The 17,812-nt window shown below is 67.0% G+C and carries 24 protein-coding genes and 2 tRNA genes; 15 read left to right on the top strand and 11 right to left on the bottom strand.

The window, feature by feature from the left end:
- Positions 1–55 precede the first annotated feature (55 nt).
- Positions 56–226: a hypothetical protein gene (locus B9Y64_RS22140; RefSeq protein ID WP_202909056.1), complete on the bottom strand. Its 171-nt coding sequence runs from the start codon at positions 224–226 to the stop codon at positions 56–58.
- A gap of 217 nt (positions 227–443) precedes the next feature.
- Positions 444–1,205 (bottom strand): SDR family oxidoreductase, encoded by a 762-nt coding sequence (locus B9Y64_RS10310; RefSeq protein ID WP_100440568.1) that lies wholly within the window; start codon positions 1,203–1,205, stop codon positions 444–446.
- Positions 1,206–1,337: 132 nt separating this feature from the next.
- Here B9Y64_RS10310 and B9Y64_RS10305 point away from each other — a divergent pair, with 132 nt between their 5' ends.
- A complete protein-coding gene (locus B9Y64_RS10305; protein ID WP_100440567.1) occupies positions 1,338–2,180 on the top strand; it encodes a bifunctional transcriptional activator/DNA repair enzyme AdaA in 843 nt (280 codons plus the stop codon).
- Between the two features lie 73 nt (positions 2,181–2,253).
- Here the strand turns inward: B9Y64_RS10305 and B9Y64_RS10300 are convergent, their stop codons facing one another.
- Complete coding sequence (locus tag B9Y64_RS10300; protein WP_100440566.1) at positions 2,254–3,279, bottom strand: NADP-dependent oxidoreductase; 1,026 nt, start codon at positions 3,277–3,279, stop codon at positions 2,254–2,256.
- A gap of 369 nt (positions 3,280–3,648) precedes the next feature.
- Here B9Y64_RS10300 and B9Y64_RS10295 point away from each other — a divergent pair.
- From B9Y64_RS10295 to dxs, 7 genes are all read left to right on the top strand, one after another.
- Positions 3,649–3,724 (top strand) — tRNA-Phe (locus B9Y64_RS10295).
- A 72-nt stretch (positions 3,725–3,796) separates the two neighbouring features.
- Positions 3,797–3,872: transfer RNA gene (locus B9Y64_RS10290), tRNA-Phe, on the top strand.
- Positions 3,873–4,033: 161 nt separating this feature from the next.
- Complete coding sequence (locus B9Y64_RS10285; protein ID WP_100440565.1) at positions 4,034–4,585, top strand: lipocalin family protein; 552 nt, start codon at positions 4,034–4,036, stop codon at positions 4,583–4,585.
- Between the two features lie 164 nt (positions 4,586–4,749).
- Positions 4,750–5,226 carry an LEA type 2 family protein gene (locus B9Y64_RS10280; RefSeq protein WP_100440564.1) on the top strand — a complete coding sequence of 159 codons (477 nt, stop codon included), beginning with the start codon at positions 4,750–4,752 and terminating at the stop codon, positions 5,224–5,226.
- 64 nt (positions 5,227–5,290) lie between these two features.
- Entirely contained in the window at positions 5,291–7,081 is a 1,791-nt protein-coding gene (locus tag B9Y64_RS10275; protein ID WP_100440563.1) for an acyl-CoA dehydrogenase C-terminal domain-containing protein, read from the top strand.
- A gap of 188 nt (positions 7,082–7,269) precedes the next feature.
- The gene (locus B9Y64_RS10270; RefSeq protein ID WP_014037907.1) at positions 7,270–7,935 is read left to right on the top strand and encodes an HNH endonuclease; all 666 of its coding nucleotides are present in this window, start codon (positions 7,270–7,272) and stop codon (positions 7,933–7,935) included.
- A 105-nt stretch (positions 7,936–8,040) separates the two neighbouring features.
- Entirely contained in the window at positions 8,041–9,948 is a 1,908-nt protein-coding gene (gene dxs / locus B9Y64_RS10265) for a 1-deoxy-D-xylulose-5-phosphate synthase (RefSeq protein WP_100440711.1), read from the top strand.
- A 133-nt stretch (positions 9,949–10,081) separates the two neighbouring features.
- On the opposite strand, the gene B9Y64_RS10260 is transcribed toward dxs, so the two are convergent.
- The 3 genes from B9Y64_RS10260 to B9Y64_RS10250 all read right to left on the bottom strand — a co-directional run bounded on the left by B9Y64_RS10260 (position 10,082) and on the right by B9Y64_RS10250 (position 11,355).
- A complete protein-coding gene (locus tag B9Y64_RS10260; RefSeq protein WP_005417823.1) occupies positions 10,082–10,285 on the bottom strand; it encodes a hypothetical protein in 204 nt (67 codons plus the stop codon).
- A gap of 174 nt (positions 10,286–10,459) precedes the next feature.
- Positions 10,460–11,017 carry a DUF3011 domain-containing protein gene (locus B9Y64_RS10255; RefSeq protein WP_100440562.1) on the bottom strand — a complete coding sequence of 186 codons (558 nt, stop codon included), beginning with the start codon at positions 11,015–11,017 and terminating at the stop codon, positions 10,460–10,462.
- A gap of 131 nt (positions 11,018–11,148) precedes the next feature.
- On the bottom strand, positions 11,149–11,355 hold the full coding sequence (locus B9Y64_RS10250; RefSeq protein ID WP_100440561.1) for a hypothetical protein: 207 nt from the start codon (positions 11,353–11,355) through the stop codon (positions 11,149–11,151).
- A gap of 403 nt (positions 11,356–11,758) precedes the next feature.
- On the opposite strand from B9Y64_RS10250, the gene B9Y64_RS10245 reads away from it, so the two are divergent.
- The 4 genes from B9Y64_RS10245 (at position 11,759) to B9Y64_RS10230 (ending at position 13,298) form a co-directional block, all read left to right on the top strand.
- Positions 11,759–12,043, top strand: a complete 285-nt coding sequence (locus tag B9Y64_RS10245) for a hypothetical protein (protein WP_100440560.1) — start codon at positions 11,759–11,761, stop codon at positions 12,041–12,043.
- 12 nt (positions 12,044–12,055) lie between these two features.
- On the top strand, positions 12,056–12,289 hold the full coding sequence (locus B9Y64_RS10240; protein WP_100440559.1) for a DUF1653 domain-containing protein: 234 nt from the start codon (positions 12,056–12,058) through the stop codon (positions 12,287–12,289).
- A gap of 90 nt (positions 12,290–12,379) precedes the next feature.
- The gene (locus B9Y64_RS10235; protein WP_100440558.1) at positions 12,380–12,952 is read left to right on the top strand and encodes a TetR/AcrR family transcriptional regulator; all 573 of its coding nucleotides are present in this window, start codon (positions 12,380–12,382) and stop codon (positions 12,950–12,952) included.
- A gap of 13 nt (positions 12,953–12,965) precedes the next feature.
- On the top strand, positions 12,966–13,298 hold the full coding sequence (locus B9Y64_RS10230) for an SMR family transporter (RefSeq protein ID WP_100440557.1): 333 nt from the start codon (positions 12,966–12,968) through the stop codon (positions 13,296–13,298).
- 22 nt (positions 13,299–13,320) lie between these two features.
- On the opposite strand, the gene B9Y64_RS10225 is transcribed toward B9Y64_RS10230, so the two are convergent.
- From B9Y64_RS10225 to B9Y64_RS10215, 3 genes are all read right to left on the bottom strand, one after another.
- A complete protein-coding gene (locus B9Y64_RS10225) occupies positions 13,321–13,494 on the bottom strand; it encodes a DUF1328 domain-containing protein (protein ID WP_005417836.1) in 174 nt (57 codons plus the stop codon).
- A 94-nt stretch (positions 13,495–13,588) separates the two neighbouring features.
- Entirely contained in the window at positions 13,589–14,230 is a 642-nt protein-coding gene (locus B9Y64_RS10220) for a LysE family translocator (protein ID WP_100440710.1), read from the bottom strand.
- Positions 14,231–14,327: 97 nt separating this feature from the next.
- Positions 14,328–14,960 (bottom strand): cation transporter, encoded by a 633-nt coding sequence (locus B9Y64_RS10215; protein WP_100440556.1) that lies wholly within the window; start codon positions 14,958–14,960, stop codon positions 14,328–14,330.
- 116 nt (positions 14,961–15,076) lie between these two features.
- Between B9Y64_RS10215 and B9Y64_RS10210 the strand changes: the two genes are divergently transcribed.
- Positions 15,077–15,769 (top strand): aspartate/glutamate racemase family protein, encoded by a 693-nt coding sequence (locus tag B9Y64_RS10210; RefSeq protein ID WP_100440555.1) that lies wholly within the window; start codon positions 15,077–15,079, stop codon positions 15,767–15,769.
- Between the two features lie 12 nt (positions 15,770–15,781).
- Here the strand turns inward: B9Y64_RS10210 and B9Y64_RS10205 are convergent, their stop codons facing one another.
- Entirely contained in the window at positions 15,782–16,177 is a 396-nt protein-coding gene (locus B9Y64_RS10205; protein ID WP_100440554.1) for a hypothetical protein, read from the bottom strand.
- 241 nt (positions 16,178–16,418) lie between these two features.
- Between B9Y64_RS10205 and B9Y64_RS10200 the strand changes: the two genes are divergently transcribed.
- Both B9Y64_RS10200 and B9Y64_RS10195 read left to right on the top strand, forming a co-directional pair.
- On the top strand, positions 16,419–16,934 hold the full coding sequence (locus B9Y64_RS10200) for a DUF3011 domain-containing protein (protein ID WP_100440553.1): 516 nt from the start codon (positions 16,419–16,421) through the stop codon (positions 16,932–16,934).
- An 85-nt stretch (positions 16,935–17,019) separates the two neighbouring features.
- Entirely contained in the window at positions 17,020–17,469 is a 450-nt protein-coding gene (locus B9Y64_RS10195; protein WP_100440552.1) for a GNAT family N-acetyltransferase, read from the top strand.
- On the opposite strand, the gene B9Y64_RS10190 is transcribed toward B9Y64_RS10195, so the two are convergent.
- Positions 17,448–17,789, bottom strand: a complete 342-nt coding sequence (locus B9Y64_RS10190) for a low molecular weight protein tyrosine phosphatase family protein (RefSeq protein WP_100440551.1) — start codon at positions 17,787–17,789, stop codon at positions 17,448–17,450. The genes B9Y64_RS10195 and B9Y64_RS10190 overlap by 22 nt on opposite strands.
- Positions 17,790–17,812 lie beyond the last annotated feature (23 nt).

The raw sequence follows: 17,812 nt of genomic DNA, 5'->3' as shown, positions 1-17,812 counted from the left end.
GAAAGAACCCGCAGATCTTCGCGATCTGCGGGTTTTTTCTTGCCCGGAGTGCGCCTCAGCCGGGTTCCCCGCCCCCATCCTTGCGCCGGGGACTGCGCGAATGTGCATCGCGCACCTGCTGATCGCGCTGCCCAGGCCGCTGCTTGGCTACTTCATCCTGCTGCCTGTCCTGGCGGCTTTCCTGCACACCCTGCTTCGGGTCCTGGTCCTTGTCTCGCTCATTCATTGGGTTTTCCCTCGCCGGCGGCAGGCCAACGCTGTGCGCCACGCTAGAGGCTGGCGGGTAATCCACGGGTCAGTCCCGCGGCAACGGCGTGTGTACAAACCGGCTTGCTGCGGCGGCCCGCACACGCCCGGAACCCGATGCAACACGAGCTGCGGGTGCGCCGTGCCCTCTGACGCCGAAGTGGCCTTTCCGCGACTGGCCGCACACGTGACCCGGCTCAGGTACGGGTGATCGACACCCCACCCTCCACGCGCATCGCGGTACCGGTAACGAAACTGCTTTCATCGCTGGCCAGGAACAACGCCGCATTGGCGATCTCCTCCGGCTCGGCCATGCGCTTGAGCGCGTGCAGCGAGCGCACAAAGTCACGCGCATCGCCGGTCGGTGCGGCCTGCCGGCCCATCTCGGTATCGGTTCCGCCGGGCAGCAGCACGTTGCTGCGCACGCCACGCGCACCGTACTCGGCGGCGATCACCTGGCTCAGGCCGATCAGTCCGGCCTTGCTCGACGCATAGGCCGCCATGCCGGGGAATCCCACGGTATGGCCGACGAAGGTGCCGACAAACACCAGCGAGCCACCGCCGCGTGCCAGCAATGCCGGCAACTGGGCGCGTGCGGCATGGAAGGCGGCATCGAGATTGGTGGCCATCACCTCGCGCCACGCATCCACCGGGAACTCCGCTGCCGGCACACCGGGGCCAAGCATGCCCGCATTGTTGAGCGCGATGTCCAAGCCACCGAATGACTGCTGCGCCAGTTCCACCAGCGCCGGTGCCGTGGCCGGATCAGCCACATCGGCGGCATGCACCACCACCTCGCCACCGGCGGCACGGATCTGCGCGGCCAGTGCCTGCAGCGGTTGCGGCCGCCGCGCATTGAGCACCAGCCTTGCCCCTTCGGCAGCAAAGCGCAGCGCGCTGGCGCGGCCAATGCCAGCGCTGGCACCGGTGATGAGGGCGATCTTGTTGTTCAGGCGCATGGTGGCGGTACCGGTTGTGAAGTGGCCGCCACGATGCCGCGCCTTCGGCCCGCCAACACTCCGTTTCCGGGCCTCGCGGCCAGGTGCAGGAAACGGAGTTTCCGCAGAACCGGCACATGCCAGAATCCGCCCATGGACAGCACCGCCACCACCGCCCTCGACGCCCGTGTTGAACGGGTCTGCCGCCATCTGCAGGCCAGCCTCGACGAGCCCTCGCTGCACCAGCTGGCTGCGATCGCCGGCTGCAGCCCGACCCGGCTGCACCGCCTGTTCAAGCAGGCCACCGGGCTGACCCCGAAACAGTACGCCGCCGCGTTGCGCGCCGATCGCCTGCGCACTGGGCTGCAGCAGCAGGAACGCATCACCGATGCCTTCCACGATGCCGGCTTCGGCTCCAGCGGGCGCTTCTACGAAAACGCACCGAAGTTGCTGGGCATGACGCCGAAGCAATGGCGCGCCGGCGGTCGCGGCGAAGTCATCCACTTCGCGCTTGCCGAGAGCTCGCTGGGCAGCGTGCTGGTGGCCAGCAGTGCCACCGGCGTGGTCGCGATCCTGCTCGGCGATGACCCGGAGGCGTTGCTGCAGTCACTGCAGCAACGCTTCCGCCAGGCCGAACTGGTCGGCGCCGACCATGGCTACGAGCAACTGGTGGCACAGGTGGTCGGCCTGGTCGAGGATCCCTCGCGCGACGCCACGCTGCCGCTGGACATCCGCGGCACCGCCTTCCAGCAACGGGTATGGCAGGCGCTGCAGCAGATTCCGCGCGGGCAGACGGCCTCGTACGCCGATATCGCCGCGCGTATCGGCGCGCCGCGATCGAGCCGCGCGGTGGCACGCGCCTGTGCAAGCAATCCGCTGGCCGTGGCGGTGCCCTGTCACCGGGTGGTGCGCCGCGACGGCGACCTGTCCGGTTATGCCTGGGGCGTGGCACGCAAGCGCGAACTGCTGCGCCGGGAGAAAGCAGCCAACGGCTGACGCACGCCGGTAGCGGCCGACCCCGGTCGGCACGCTTCGCGCCCGGTAACGCCCTGCCCCGATCCGCGGACACTCAGTCCAGCTTCACCACCAGCTTGCCGAAGTTGTGCCCCTTCAGCAGCCCGAAGAAGGCCTCCGGTGCCTTCTCCAGCCCTTCCACCACATCCTCGCGGTACTGGATGCGGCCCTCGCGCAGCCACTGCGGCATCTCGCGCTCGAATTCCGGCCACAGGTGGTTGAAGTCATGCACGATGAAACCACGCACGGTCAGGCGCTGGCGCAGGATCTGGCTGAACAGTGACGGCAGGCGGTCCGGGCCAGGCTGCTCGACACCGCGATCGTTGTAGGTGGCGATGGTGCCGCACACCGGGATGCGGGCGAAGTCGTTGAGCAACGGCAGCACCGCATCCAGTACATGGCCCCCGACGTTCTCGAAGTACACGTCGATACCCGCGGGCACCGCCGCGCGCAGCTGCTCTGCAAAATCAGCAGCGCGATGATCCAGCGCCACGTCCACCCCCAGCGTCTGCAGATAGGCGCGCTTGGCTTCACCACCGGCGATGGCCACCACCCGTGCGCCCTGCAGCTTGGCCAACTGCGCCACGGTCGCGCCGACCGGCCCCGTCGCGGCGGCCACCACCAGCGTCTCGCCCGGCTTCAAACGGGCGATTTCATGCAGGCTGGAATAGGCGGTGAATCCCGGCATGCCATACACGCCCAGCGCGGTACTCAACGGCAGTCCGGCCGGGTCCAGGCGGCGCCCCAGCGCCTTGGCCGGCAGCACCGCGTGGGTCTGCCAGCCGCCCGGCGCCAGCACCAGCTCGCCCACTGCCACGCCCTCGGCATTGGACTGCAGCACCTCGGCCACGGTCTGGCCTTCCATTACCGCCCCCACCGCCACCGGCGCGGCATACGACGGTCCCTCGTCCATGCGTCCACGCATGTACGGATCCAACGACAGGTAGCGGTTGCGCAGCAGCACCTCGCCATCGGCCAATGCCGGCAGCGCGGCCTGCTCCAGGCGGAAGTTGGCCGCACTCGGTGCGCCCTGCGGACGCGACGCCAGCACGATGCGGGAGGTGGTCGATGAGTCGGACATGACGACGGTCTCTGCTGTTGCCAGCATCAGGAAAGGAATGCCGACACTACGCCGCAGCGTCCCCCCGTGGCGGCCACGAAAACAGCGTTCCATGCCCGGTACCGGCGCCGTCCACGTGCAGGCCCTGCTACGCCGCCTTTGCCGATCACGGTGGCCCGCTGAATTCCGCCATCAGCGGTGATCGGGGCGCAATCCCGACCGCATGAATCGACATTCAGCCGTCCCCGCCCTGCCCCCTCGACGAAGGATCAAGCACTTGCACATGCGCAGACGGCAATGTGAAGGTTTTTTGCCAAAATGCTTGCCGTAGGCGGCTGACCTCCGTAATATGCGCGTCCTTGGCAGCGACCTCGCTGCAACGAAACATGTGGCCGAGTAGCTCAGTTGGTAGAGCAGGGGATTGAAAATCCCCGTGTCGGCGGTTCGATTCCGTCCTCGGCCACCACGTTTTGAAGACCTGCAGAAATGCAGGTTTTTTTTCCGGGAATCGCGATTGATTGCGGTTGCCACACAATTTGGCCGAGTAGCTCAGTTGGTAGAGCAGGGGATTGAAAATCCCCGTGTCGGCGGTTCGATTCCGTCTTCGGCCACCACGTTTTGAGGACCTGCAGAAATGCAGGTCTTTTTTTGTCCGCGCTTCGCGCTGCGTGCAAGCGACGAATGCAGCGCCGGCCGCCCTGGCCCGGTTGACGAAACATTTACACCGGCATGCGCGGCGGCACCTACGCTCAAGACTCCTGCCTGGAGCCTGCCGATGCATCTGCGCCCCGCCCTGCTCGCCTGCCTGCTGCTGGCCGCCTTCCCGGTGATCGCCACTGAACCGGTGCGCGCGGTCGAGCGCCTGGACATCGATCGCTACGCCGGCCAATGGCACGAGATCGCGCATCTTCCCGTCTCGTTCCAGAAGCAGTGCGTGGGCGAGATCACCGCCAACTACGGCCTGCGCCGCGACGGCCGCATCAGCGTCACCAATGCCTGCCGCAATGGCGACGGCGAGCGCGTGGTGGCCGAAGGCGTGGCACGCCCGGTGGCCGGTCACCCCGGCCAGCTGCAGGTGCGCTTCGTCCCCGACTGGCTGAGCTGGGCGCCCCTGGTCTGGGCCGACTACTGGGTGCTGGCTCTGGACCCGGACTATCAATGGGCCCTGGTCGGCGAGCCCGGCCGCAAATACCTGTGGATCCTCTCGCGCCTGCCGGAAATGGAGCGCGACCGGTTTGAACAGTTGAAAGCCAAGGCCGAGTCGATGGGGTACGACCTCGGCCCCCTGCGCCTGATGGCCCCGCTGCGCGACCCCGCGGCCGACTGAACCGCCCCGCACAGGGCGCATCGCGCGCGCCCGATCCAGCAGTGCGCACGCCCGGCCGCCATCTTCACGCGCTAACCTCTGCGATGGGTCGCCCCAGGCGATCCACAAAACCATACGCCGTAGTATGCTTACGCCAACGCACCCCCTCCAGAGGACTTGCGCCCATGCTCCACCGTTTCCGTACCGCCTTGATCGTCCTGTGCACCCTCGCCCTTGTTGCCTGCAACAACGGCATCGTCAAGCGTGTTTCGGAACCGGCGGCCAGCCTGCAGCAGCTGACCGTGCGTGCCGACGGCAACTGGACCGTGGCCCTGCGCCTGCAGAACTTCAGCTCGATGCCGATGACCTTCGATGACGTCTCGCTGGCGCTGACCGTCGGCGACAGCGCAGCCGGCACCCTGCAGGTCAAGCCCGGCATCTCCATTGGCGGCACCTCCGCCGACGTCATCAATGTCGACCTCGCGCCCAGTTCGGCCGCGCGCCTGGTGGTGGCCGACGCACTGGCCGGCAACCGCACCCTGGCCTATGGCCTGAAGGGAACGGTGGCGGCCACGCCGCAGGAAAAGAAGCAGCGCAGTTTCGACATCAGCAACCGCAGCACCCTCAACCAGGCCCCCGGCCTGCCGGGCGTGCTGCGCTGACCCCGCCTTTCGTCGCGGCGCCTGGCGCCACTCCCCTCTGTCCTGATCAAATCGAGACGTACCGATGAGCAGCTACACCGCCCCGCTTTCCGACCTCCGTTTCGCCCTGCACGACGTGCTCAAGGTCGAACCCCTGTTCGCCCGCCTGGGCTTCACCGACGCCACCGCCGACGTGGTCGATGCCGTGCTGGAAGAAGCCGGCCGCTTCAGCGCCACCGTGCTGGCCCCGCTCAACAGCGTCGGCGACGAGATCGGCTGCGTGCTCGACCAGGCCACCGGTGAAGTGACCACCCCGCCCGGCTTCAAGCAGGCCTACGACCAGTTCGTCGATGGCGGCTGGACCGGCCTGACCGCCTCGCCGGAGCTGGGCGGCCAGGGCCTGCCGCACACCCTGGGGGTGCCGCTGAACGAAATGATCAACGCCGCCAACCTGGCCTGGGGCAACTTCCCGCTGCTCTCGCACGGTGCCATCGAAGCGCTGAAGCAGCACGGCGAGGCCTGGCAGCACGAGGCCTTCCTCAAGCCGCTGATCGAGGGCCGCTGGACCGGCACCATGTGCCTGACCGAGCCGCACTGCGGCACCGACCTGGGACTGCTCAAGACCAAGGCCGAACCGAACGCCGATGGCAGCTATTCGATCACCGGCACCAAGATCTTCATCACCGCCGGCGAGCACGACCTGACCGGCAACATCGTGCACCTGGTACTGGCCAAGCTGCCCGACGCCCCTCCGGGCGCCAAGGGCATCTCGCTGTTCGTCACCCCGAAGTTCAAGGTCGACCGCGACGGCAACGTCGGCGAGCGCAACGCACTGCGCTGCGGCTCGATCGAGCACAAGATGGGCATCAAGGGTTCGGTCACCTGCGTGATGAACTTCGATGGTGCGCAGGGCTACCTGGTCGGCCAGCCGCACAAGGGCCTGCAGGCGATGTTCACCATGATGAACACCGCCCGCCTCGGCGTCGGCCTGCAGGGCATCGGCCTGTCCGAGCGCGCCTACCAGAACGCGCTGAAGTACAGCCGTGAGCGCCTGCAGTCGCGCGCCCTGAGCGGTGCCAAGTTCCCCGACAAGCCGGCCGACCCGATCCTGGTCCACCCGGATGTGCGCCGCATGCTGCTGACGGTGAAGTCGCTGGTCGAGGGCAGCCGCCTGCTGGCCCTGCACGCGGCCACCCTGATCGACGTCGCCCACCACGCCGAGGATGCCGCCGAGCGCGAGCGCGCCGACACCCTGGTGAGCTTCCTAACCCCGATCTCCAAGGCCTGCCAGACCGAATGGGGCATCGAGAACACCTACAACGCCCTGCAGTGCTTCGGTGGCCACGGCTACATCCGCGAACACGGCATGGAGCAGCTGGCCCGTGATGCGCGCATCACCACGCTCTATGAAGGCACCACCGGCATCCAGGCGCTGGACCTGATCGGCCGCAAGACCGCGTCCAGCCAGGGCGCCGGCCTGAAGTTGATGCTGGCCGAGATCGAAGCCTTCGCCAAGGCCAACGAGGGCAATGAAGCACTGGCCGAGTTCATCGGCCCGCTGCGCGCCAAGGCCGCCGAATGGGGCAAGCTGACCATGGACGTGCTGCAGCGCGCGGCTGGCAACCCGGACGAACTGGGCGCAGCCAGCTACGACTACCTGTTCTATTCGGGTTACGTGGTGCTGGCCTACTGGTGGGCCCGCAGCGTGGCCGCCGCCGAAGCCAGCGCACATGGCGCCGCCTTCGCCCAGGGCAAGCGCGAGACTGCGCGCTTCTATTTCGCCCGCGTGCTGCCGCGCACGCTCAGCCACGCCGCCGCGATCCAGGCCGGCGCCGCCCCGCTGATGGCGATGGACGACGAGCGCTTCGGCGCCTGAGCCCATCCCGCCAGTAGATCCACGCCATGCGTGGATGAGGGGTCAGAGCCCTTTCCTGCGGAAAGGGATCCGACCCCAGCCCTCCGTCTGGAGAAGAGCCCCCTTTTGTTAAAGGGGGCGCACCGATTTGCGTATCGCCGACGGGCGATACACAAATCGTCAACATTCAGGTATAAGCTGTTCTCCCGATGGAGACAGACACTACACGCTTGGGTCTGATCGAAGCCGGAGCTCCGTTTTCTGCTCCGGGCGCCGAAGCATCGCCCAACGCCACGACGCTGCATCGCCCCGGTTCGGTCCGGCTGCTCTCGCTTGATGCCCACGGACGCGTACTGGACTGGATCACCTGGCAGGATGCGGCCTGCCTCTACGCCCGTGAAGCGGTGGCCTGGACGCTCGGCGATCCCTGCCTGCACATCCACGGCGGCACCAACCGCTTCAGCGGCCTGCAGAGTGGCATGGACCTGCACCCGATCATCGCCGCCCGCGGCCATGCCCGCTCCCGCGCGATCGACCCGACACCGAACCTGACCAACCAGGCCCTGTTCGCCCGCGACGCCCATCTGTGCATGTACTGCGGCCAGCAGTTCAACCGCCCCACGCTCACCCGCGACCATGTCATGCCGCTGTCCAAGGGCGGCCTGGACTGCTGGGAAAACGTGGTCACCGCCTGCTTCCACTGCAATTCGCGCAAGAGCGACCGCACCCCGCAGCAGGCCGGCATGCCGCTGCTGGCGGTACCCTACCGGCCCAGCTGGATCGAGCACCTGATCCTGTCCAACCGCAACATCCTGGCCGACCAGATGGCCTTCCTGAAGGCGCAATTGCCCAAGCGGTCGAAACTGAGCACCTGAACGCCCGAAAATGCAACCCTCACCGTCCTGTCACGGACGGCGGCGTTTGCTTGCCCCACCCCCGTTTGAGGGCGAAAATGGGCGTTCAGAAAAAGTGCGAACATGATGATCGACTCTGCCCGCTATCCCCGCCTCGCGCGCATCCAGACACCGGATGACCTGCGCACGTTCGACGAATCCGAAATGAGGGCGATCGCCGACGAACTGCGCGCCTACCTCATCGAATCGGTGGGCAAGAGCGGTGGCCACTTCGCCGCCGGCCTGGGCGTGATCGAGCTCACCGTGGCCCTGCACTACCTGTACCAGACCCCGCACGATCAGCTGGTCTGGGACGTCGGCCACCAGACCTATCCGCACAAGATCCTGACCGGCCGCCGCGACGAGATCCACACCGTCAAGCAGAAGGACGGCGTCGCGCCATTCCCGAAGCGCGAAGAGAGCGAATACGACACCTTTGGCGTCGGCCACTCCTCGACTTCGATCTCGGCGGCGCTCGGCATGGCCATCGCCCGCCAGTCCGAAGGCGACGACCGCAAGGTCGTGGCGGTGATCGGTGACGGCGCGATGACCGCCGGCATGGCGTTTGAAGCGCTGATGCACGCCGGCGGCATGGAGCCGGAGCCGAACCTGCTGGTGATCCTCAACGACAACAACATGTCGATCTCCGAGGCAGTGGGCGGACTGACCAAGATGCTGGGCCGCGCCACCGGCAGCCGCACGCTCAACGCACTGCGCGAAGGCGGCAAGAAGATCCTCGGTGACAAGAAGAACAACCCGGCGCGCTTCGTCAAGCGCTGGGAAGAACACTGGAAGGGCATGTTCGTGCCCTCCACGATGTTCGAGGAAATGGGCTTCCACTACACCGGCCCGATCGACGGCCACGACATGCCTGCCCTGCTGTCCACGCTGAAGACGCTGCGCGCCTCCAAGGGCCCGAAGCTGCTGCATGTGATGACCACCAAGGGCAAGGGCTACGAGCCGGCCGAAGGCGATCAGATCGGTTACCACGCCGTGGGCCCGTTCGATCCGGACAAGGGCCTGGTGGCCAAGGCCGGTGCCAAGAAGCCGACCTACACCGATGTCTTCAGCGACTGGCTGTGCGATGCCGCCGCCGCCGAGCCACGCCTGTACGGCATCACCCCGGCAATGCGCGAAGGCTCCGGCCTGGTGCGCTTCAGCAGGGAATACCCGCAGCGCTATTTCGACGTGGCGATCGCCGAACAGCACGCGGTCACCCTCGCCGCCGGCATGGCCACCCAGGGCGGCAAGCCGGTGGTGGCGATCTACTCGACCTTCCTGCAGCGCGCGTACGACCAGCTGGTGCACGACGTGGCGATCCAGGATCTGGACGTGCTGTTTGCGATCGACCGCGCTGGCGTGGTCGGCCCGGACGGCGCGACCCACGCCGGCAACCTCGACCTGAGCTTCCTGCGCTGCGTGCCGAACCTGGTGGTGATGGCGCCGTCCAATGAAGCCGAGTGCCGGCAGATGCTCAGCACCGGCCTGCAGCACCCGGGCCCGGCCGCCGTACGCTACCCGCGTGGCACCGGCACCGGCGTTGCGGCCGGCACCGACCTGTCGACCCTGCCGATCGGCAAGGGCGAGCTGCGCCTGCAGGGCAGCCGAATCGCCCTGCTCGCCTTCGGCAGCACCGTGGCCGCCGCGGAGCAGGTCGGCCGCGAACTGGGCCTGAGCGTGGTCAACATGCGCTTCATCAAGCCGCTGGATCGCGAGCTGGTGCTGGCCATCGCCGCCCAGCACGAGGGTCTGGTCACGATCGAAGACAACGTGGTGGCCGGCGGCGCCGGTTCCGGCGTCGGTGAACTGCTCAATGCCGAAGGCGTGCTGCGTCCGATCCTGCACCTGGGCCTGCCCGACAGCTACCAGCACCACGCCAGCCGCGAGGACCTGCTGGCCGAAGCCGGCATCGATGCGGCCGGCATCCGCGCCGCGGTGCTCAAGCGCTGGCCGCAGCTGGCCACAGGTACCCCGCCGCTGAGTGCAGCCGGCTGAGGCCGATCAGGGACCCGGGCATGACCGGGAAGGTGCGGCCGAGGGCCCGCACCTTCTACGGCGGAAGCAGAAGGATCCACGCCGTGCGTGGATGGCGGAACTGCACAGGCCTGCCGCGGCAGGCACCCCACGCTCAGCCGTAACTGACGGCTTCGACGAATGCGCCGCTGGCTTCCACGCGCACGGCCGCACGCTGCCCGGTATCGACGAAGTGCAGGCGGGCCAGGGTCTCGGCGAAGTCATAGGCGCGTGCGCCATCGCGGAACTCTATCGGCTCCGGCCTATCCGGATGCAGCACGCGCCACTGGCGCTGTTCGCATTGCAGGCGGATCAACATGCAGCTCACTCCTTGAGGCAGCGTATCGATGGCGATGCGATGCTCATGCCGGCTACGGCACACGTCATCGCGGGGAATCAGGGCACGCGAGGTGCCCTGATCACAGACGATACGGCGTTCAAAATGTGAGCTGTATCAGATTATTCTGATTTTCACGGGCCAAACCCGTAATGCTCAGTTCACCTGGAACTGCGCCCGGCAGCCATCACTGACCCAGATGCCGCGGCGGTCCCAGCCCCAGCTCTGGCCTTCGATGCAGGCGCTGCGCGAGTCCTGGCGGATCAGGCGCACCCCTCGGCGGATGCGGGCGTCGCAGTACTCCTGCCGATGACCATTGGAATGGCAGGTGACCACATCGCCACCACCCCAACCATTGCCATTGCCCCAGCCGCCACCGTTGCCGCCCCAGCCGCCACCGCGGCGGTATTCACCCACGAATTCGGCACGGCATCCCTGTGTGACCCAGACGCCATTGCGCGACTGGCCCCAGGTTTCACCTTCCACGCAGGGCGAACCGGACAACTGGCGGATCAACCGCGCACGGCCGTCGAGGCGGCACTCATTGCTGCGGTTCTTGACCGACTCGCAACGCACGATGCCACCGCCATCGCGGCCGCCATAGCGGTCGTCGTCATAGCCGTAGCCATAGCTCTGCGCCTGGGCGCCGCCGGCAGCCGCCAGCATCGGCAACAGGGTGCAGGCCAGGGTGCGCCAGGTGGGTGCCTTGCCCATCGAGATCTCCAGATGAATACGATGGCGCAAGCATCCGGGATTCGCGGCCCGCCGCACAGAGGGGCGCGCAACGGCGGTTTTTCCCCATTCAAACAACTCAACCGCGGCTGACTGCACCACGGCCGTCGGTGTCACCCCCCGACGTGGAGGGCGTCTACCGTGTTGCCAAGCGCCTCGACCCGCACCGTGCTGCGCTGGCCGGTGCGGCGGTGATGTTCCAGGGCCAGTGCGGCGGCGGCATCAAAGGCGTCGGCGCCACGGGCGTAACCCCTGGCGTCGCTCGCCTGCGGATGCAGCACGGACCAGCGCTGGGCGGTGCATTGGACGGTAATGACCATTGGGAGGCTCCTGCGGATGGAAAGGTGCGGTGGCAGGCAGACGAGCCGCTTGCCGTTACACCATCAGGCTAGCGACCGCCTCGGGGATGGCCTATCAGATTTGTACGAAAATGCCGCGCCTTCGAGTCGGATCGTGGCTTCCTCACATCCCTGAGCCCGTTTAGCCCGTTCATTCCGTGATTCTTGTCACGAAGTCAGGTTGGCTTCACACTACCGTCACCAACAGGGGCCCCTTCCACATGCGCACCTTCTTCTCACAGCAGCGCTGGACGTTGCTGAAGTTCTATTTCGTGGCCAGCTATCTGATCCTGATCGAAGAATTGGTCCGCGCCGCGGTGCATTGAGCGCTTGCTGCCCTGGCAGCCGGCAAGCACACTGCTGCTTTAGGCACGGAGCCCGCCCGATGAAAGCACTTCTTCTGATCCCCGCCCTGCTGGTCCTGGCCGCATGCGCCAGCCCGGACAAGGCGACGACGCATGCCGACAGCAGTGCGGCATCGACCGCCACGCCGATGGTAGGCGGCGACCGTGATGCGCACGGCTGCATCGGTTCGGCCGGCTACCAATGGTGCGAGCACAGCCAGCGCTGCGAGCGTCCCTGGGAGCTGGCACAGGCACAGGGCCTGCCCAACACGGCCGAGGCCATCGATGCATACTGCGCGAAGCCGGCCAGCCCGGCGCGCAAGTGAGCACGCTCCGTCATGGCTGAGCTGAGCCCCCTGCCCGACCTCGCCCGTGGCCGTTATCGGCACTTCAAGGGCGGCGAATACGAGGTGATCGGCATCGTCCGCAGCAGCGAGACGCTGGAGCCGATGGTGCTCTATCGCGCACTCTATGGCGAAGGCGGCCTGTGGGTACGCCCCTACCCGATGTTCATCGAGCAGGTCCCGGGCGAACACGGCCCGCAGGCGCGTTTCGCACGCATCGACGATTGATCCGGCCACCACCGGCGGCGGCCGATGGCCCCGTCGGTGAAGCGATCCGGCTGCGCTACAATCGTACCGTCCAGTCGGTTTCTTCCCATCATGTCCTCACCCCCTCCCCGCTCGCGCCGCAAGGCGCCCGACAGCGTGCGCCAGTCATTGCTGCAGGCCACCATCGCCATGATCGGCCAGCACGGACTGGCGGCACTGACCGTGCAGGACGTCGCGCGCGCGGCCGGGGTCAGCAAAGGCGCGTTGTTCCACCATTTCAGCAGCAAGCAGGCACTGGTCGATGAAGCCATCGGCACACTCATCGGCGAGTTCGAAGCACGCGTGCGCGCGCTCCTGCAGGACGGCACGGCCGGCCACGGCTGCTTCAGCCGCGCCTATGTGCAGGCCAACTTCGAGCATCTGCTGCAGCAGGAACACGACAACGACATCGGCCTGACCCTGGGCAATCTGATGGAGCCGGCCCTGCTGGCGCACTGGCGCGATTGGAAGCGCGCGATGCTGGCCGAATTCCCCGGCGAAGCCTGCGATCCACGCCTGTACGCGGCACGCTGCGCGGCCGACGGCTATTGGGCCACCGCCTACGGTCGTCCGCTGGACGAAGAAGAGCGCCTCAATGCACTGGCCATGGCCGAGCAGGCCCTCAAGCTGTGCGACCCCCAGTAACCCGGAGCCCGCGATGAACCCCTATGTCTACCTGGCCGCTGCCATCGTGCTGGAAGTGATTGCCACCTCGCTGCTGAAAGCCTCGGACGGCATGAGCCGGCTGTGGCCGACGCTGGGCGCGCTGGTCGGCTACGGGCTGTGCTTCTACCTGCTGTCGGTCACCATGAAGTCGGTGCCGACCGGCATCGCCTATGCGATCTGGTCCGGCGTCGGCATCGTGCTGATTTCGCTGATCGGCCTGGTGGTGTTCAAGCAGCGGCTGGATGCACCGGCGCTGGCCGGCATCGCGCTGATCTGCGCCGGCGTGCTGGTGATCAACCTTTTCTCGCGCAGCAGCGCGCACTGAACACGCTGCTGCGCGACAGGTGCTAGCTGACCTTCTTCGCCACGCTCATGCCGATCAGGAACAGCACCACGGCGATGATGATGCCGGCCCAGAACAGGAACTTGGCGATGCCCACAGCGGCACCGGCGATGCCGCCGAAGCCCAGCACGCCCGCGATGATGCCGATGATGGCGAAGATGATGGCCCACTTGATCATGTCAGTCCTTTCCCCGCGGGGAACGTAAACGGTGTGATCAGGCTAGGCCGCAGCCGATGCTGCAGTCGTGAACAGGCCGCGTGTGCGGCGTGAATCAGCGCGGCCGGAAGCGCAGCAGTGCCACCGCGAAGGCCAGGAACACACTTCCCACCAGCCGCTCGAACCAGCGCTGTGCGAAGGGCTTTGCGAGCCAGCGGCGCAGGCCGTGGCCACCGGCCGCATACATCACGTACCAGAACAGTTCGCAGGTCGCGAAGGTCGCCACCAGCACGCTGTACTGCACGGCCTGGCTGCGCGACGGGTCGACGAACTGCGGCAGGAACGCCGCAGCGAACAACAACAGCTTGGGGTTGCTCAGGCCAACCCACAGGCCGCCACGGAACACGGTCCCGGCGCCGTGCACCGGTGACAGTACGGCCTCGCCATCGTTGGCCACGGGCGGTGCCGGCCGGCAGCTGTCGCGCCAGGCCTTGATGCCGAGCCAGGCCAGATAGGCCACACCGAGATAGCGCAGCACCTCGAACAGCATCGGCGAGGAGTGCAGCAGCGCGCTCAGGCCTGCAGCGGATGCGGCCAGCACCAGCAGCATGGCCAGCAGGCAGCCGGCCATGGCCGGCACGCTGCCACGGAACCCCAGCCCGACGCTGCGGCCAAGGATGTGCAGCATGTTCGGCCCGGGCGTCCCGCACAGCACGAAGACCGTGGCCAGGAACCACCACCAGGTATGCAGGGCCATGCCGGTTTCCACTTCAGAAGACGGCACCAGCATAAGGTGCCCACGCAGTGTGCGGCACATACAGCATGCAGCGGATGCGACGGTTACAGATGCCTGCTCAGTGGGCCGCCAGGCGGGCGCTGCGCAGTTCGGTCCAGGCCGTACGCAGCACCCGCAGCGCCGAGCGCAGGAACAGCACCAGCAACGCACCGGCCACCAGCAGATCCGGCCAGCCAGCACCGAACAGCGCCACCAGCCCGGCTGCCAGCAGCACCGATGCACCCTCGTAGAGATCGTTGCGCGAGCATTCCCAGGCCGACGCCAGGTTGATGTCGTCGTTGCGATACGGCGTCAGCAGCCATAGGCACAGCGCATTGGCGGCCAGGTTGAGCAACGCCGCCAGGCCCATGCTGGCGAACAGCGGCACCTCCGGGTGAAGCAGTCGCCAACCGATCTGCATCGCCACCGCCAGCGCTGCGGCCAGGATCAGCAGGCCCTTGAACAGCGCCACCCGCGCTTTCGCCACCAGGCCGGCGCCGACCACAGCCAGGCTCAACGCATAGGTCGCCGCGTCGCCGAGGTTGTCCAGCGCGCCGGACAACAGCGAGGACGAATGGCTGTACCACGCCGCGGCAACCATCATCGCGAAGGTAGCCAGGTTGACCAGCAGCACGATCCACAGCACGCGCCGGTGACGGGCCTGCATCGCCGCCACGTCCAGGGTCTTGCCACAGCCGCAACACTCGCCCATTACCCGGCCTTCCACAGTTGATGGGGGCATTATCGCGCCCTGCCCGTGCCAGGTCGATCCATTCCCCGCGGCCGCCATCCTGTGCTGCAATGTCCCCCTCTGGCATGGAGCAGTGCATGAAGACCCTGGGCCTGATCGGCGGCATGAGCTGGGAAAGCTCGGCGCAGTACTACCGGCTCATCAACGAGGCAGTGCGGCATCGCCTCGGCGGCGCGCATTCGGCGCAACTGCTGCTGTGGTCGGTCGATTTCGCCGGCATCAAGCAGTTGCAGCACGACGGTCACTGGGACGCGCTGGGCGATCACATGCTCGATGCGGCACGCAGGCTGCAGGCCGGTGGCGCCGAACTGCTGGTGATCTGCACCAACACCATGCACACGCTGGCCGGCCGGATCGAAGCCGAGTGCCCGTTGCCTCTGCTGCATATCGCCGACCCGACCGCCACAGCGATCCTCCAGGCTGGCATCCGCAAGGTGGGACTGCTCGGCACCGCCTTCACCATGGAGCAGGCGTTCTACCGTGACCGGCTGCAGGACCGCTTCGGGCTGCAGGTACTGGTTCCGGAGGCCGATGATCGCCGCTGCGTGCACGACATCATCTACCAGGAACTGATCGCCGGCGTGGTCAGCGAACACTCGCGGCAGGCCTATGCCGGCGTGATCGCACGCCTGGTCGCGCGCGGCGCCGAAGCGATCATCCTCGGCTGTACCGAGATCATGCTGCTGGTGCGCCCCGAAGACAGTGCGGTGCCGCTGTTCGACACCACCACCCTGCACGCGCTTGCAGCGGTGGACGCGGCGCTGGCCTGACCCTGCGCGCTGTCAGCCCTCGCCCTGCACTTCCAGTGCGGTGATCAGCCAGTCGACCACGGCCTGCGAATCACACAGGAAGAAGATGGCATCGCCCGAACGCGCTTCGGTCAGCAGCCGATAGACGGTAATCGCCACCGCCGACTGGTTGGCGATGAACACCTCCGGGCTGCGCGGACCCTCGCTGTGGCCGGCCACGGCATGCAGCGCCTTGCGCGCAGCCACGGTGGCGGCCGGGTCCGCACTGCGGGCCAGTTCCGGCCCGCGCAGGCCCCAGGCAATGAACACGTGCTTGCCCTTGAACGTGGTGTCCAGGACACGCACCTGCCCGGTATCTGCGCCAGCCGAGCGATGAATGACGGTACTGCTGATCAACGCAACCCCCTGTGGTCGTCGTGGTCCGCGCATCCTCCTCCACAAGCCGACTGCACGCCAGTGACGGCAGCCACAGGCTGTGCCGGCAAGCGTGGAAGACATGTAAGAAGGTGTAAGCCGATGCGATCGGATGTGCAGCGATGATAAGGGATGTAAGGCCCTGCATGGGCCCGTGCGTACTACTAAATCCCCACTGAGCCAGCACCGGAACGATCCGTTCCGATGGCCTCGGGCTGGTCCATTCTTGCGGCCCGTTCCCCCGCCGAGGCTCCCCATGACCCATCGCCTGCTGCTGCCGATTGCCACCTCCACCCTGGCCCTGCTGCTGGCCGCCACCACGGTGGCAGCCCAGGATTACGACAGCGATCACATTCCGCCGCTGCGCTGCGAGTCGCAGTTCAACAAGACCCAGCAATGCCCGATCGAAGGCCGCATGCGCCTGGCCAGGCAGCTGTCGGTCACCCGCTGCGTCGAGGACCAGAACTGGGGGCAGAACCGCCGCATGCTCTGGGTCACCGACGGCTGTCGCGCCGAGTTCGTCGCCGACGAACGTGGACGCGGCCATTGGCCGGGACGCGGCCGGGATCGTGACCGGGATGACGACGGCAAGCGCCTGGTCTGCGAGTCCTATGAGCAGAAGGACAAGGAATGCCGCATCCGCGTGCGTCATGAGGTGCGCCTGGTCAAGCAGAAGTCGGTGACGCCGTGCGTCGAGGATCGCAACTGGGGCTGGGACCGCCGCGGCGTGTGGGTCAGCGACGGCTGCCGTGCCGAGTTCCGCGTGTATTGACTGCCGTCCACACGCTGGCTGCGGCGGATGTGCAGACACGGCCGACGTGATCGATAGACTGGGACACCCAGCCCAGGAGCCTTCGATGGTGCCGCCCGATCCCACCTCGACGAGGCTGCATATCCGCGCGGCGATGCTCGCCGACGTCCCCGCGCTGATCGCGCTCGACAGCGTTGCGGCCCACGATCCGCAGCGAGCACGGCAGATCACCGCCTGGCAGGCCAGCGGCGGCGTGCACGTGGCGGAACGGGCCGGCCAGCTGGCCGGTTACCTGGCCATCCACCATCACTTCTTCGGCGAAGCCTTCGTCGAGATGCTGATGGTGGCGCACGAACAACGCGGCCAGGGCGTCGGCGCCGCCCTGCTGCGGCATGCCATCGCACTGCGCGGCGACGGCAGGCTGTTCACTTCGACCAATGCTTCCAATACCGGCATGCAACGCCTGCTCACCGTCTCGGGTTTCATCGACAGCGGCATCGTGCATGGACTGGACGAAGGCGATCCGGAGTTGATCTACCGCTTTGCCGGCAGCTGATCGAGATACGCGGTCACTTTCGTGTCCAGCAGATCCATCAACAGCGTATCCATGCAGCGATAGTCGTCGGGGATGTCCAGGCAATGCAGGCGCTTGTGTTCCAGCAGGCGCGCGTACGTGGCCTGCAGGCGATGCTGGTGCTTGGCTTCCATCACGAAGATGACATCGGCCCAGCGGATGTCCGCCGGGCCGATGGGGCGTCGTGCATGCGGGCTGGTGCCGGCCGACAGCGCGTTGAAACCGGGCCGCCGTCGCCACATGGCTTCGGCGGCCGGGCTGCGCAGCTGGTTGCGGCTGCAGACGAACAGCAGGTTGATCATTCCTGCACAAAAAAGCCCACGCA

The sequence above is a fragment of the Stenotrophomonas maltophilia genome (genome assembly GCF_002799245.1).
In the GTDB taxonomy this organism is placed as follows: Bacteria; Pseudomonadota; Gammaproteobacteria; order Xanthomonadales; family Xanthomonadaceae; genus Stenotrophomonas; species Stenotrophomonas maltophilia_S.
This window is presented reverse-complemented; position numbering and strand designations above follow the sequence as displayed.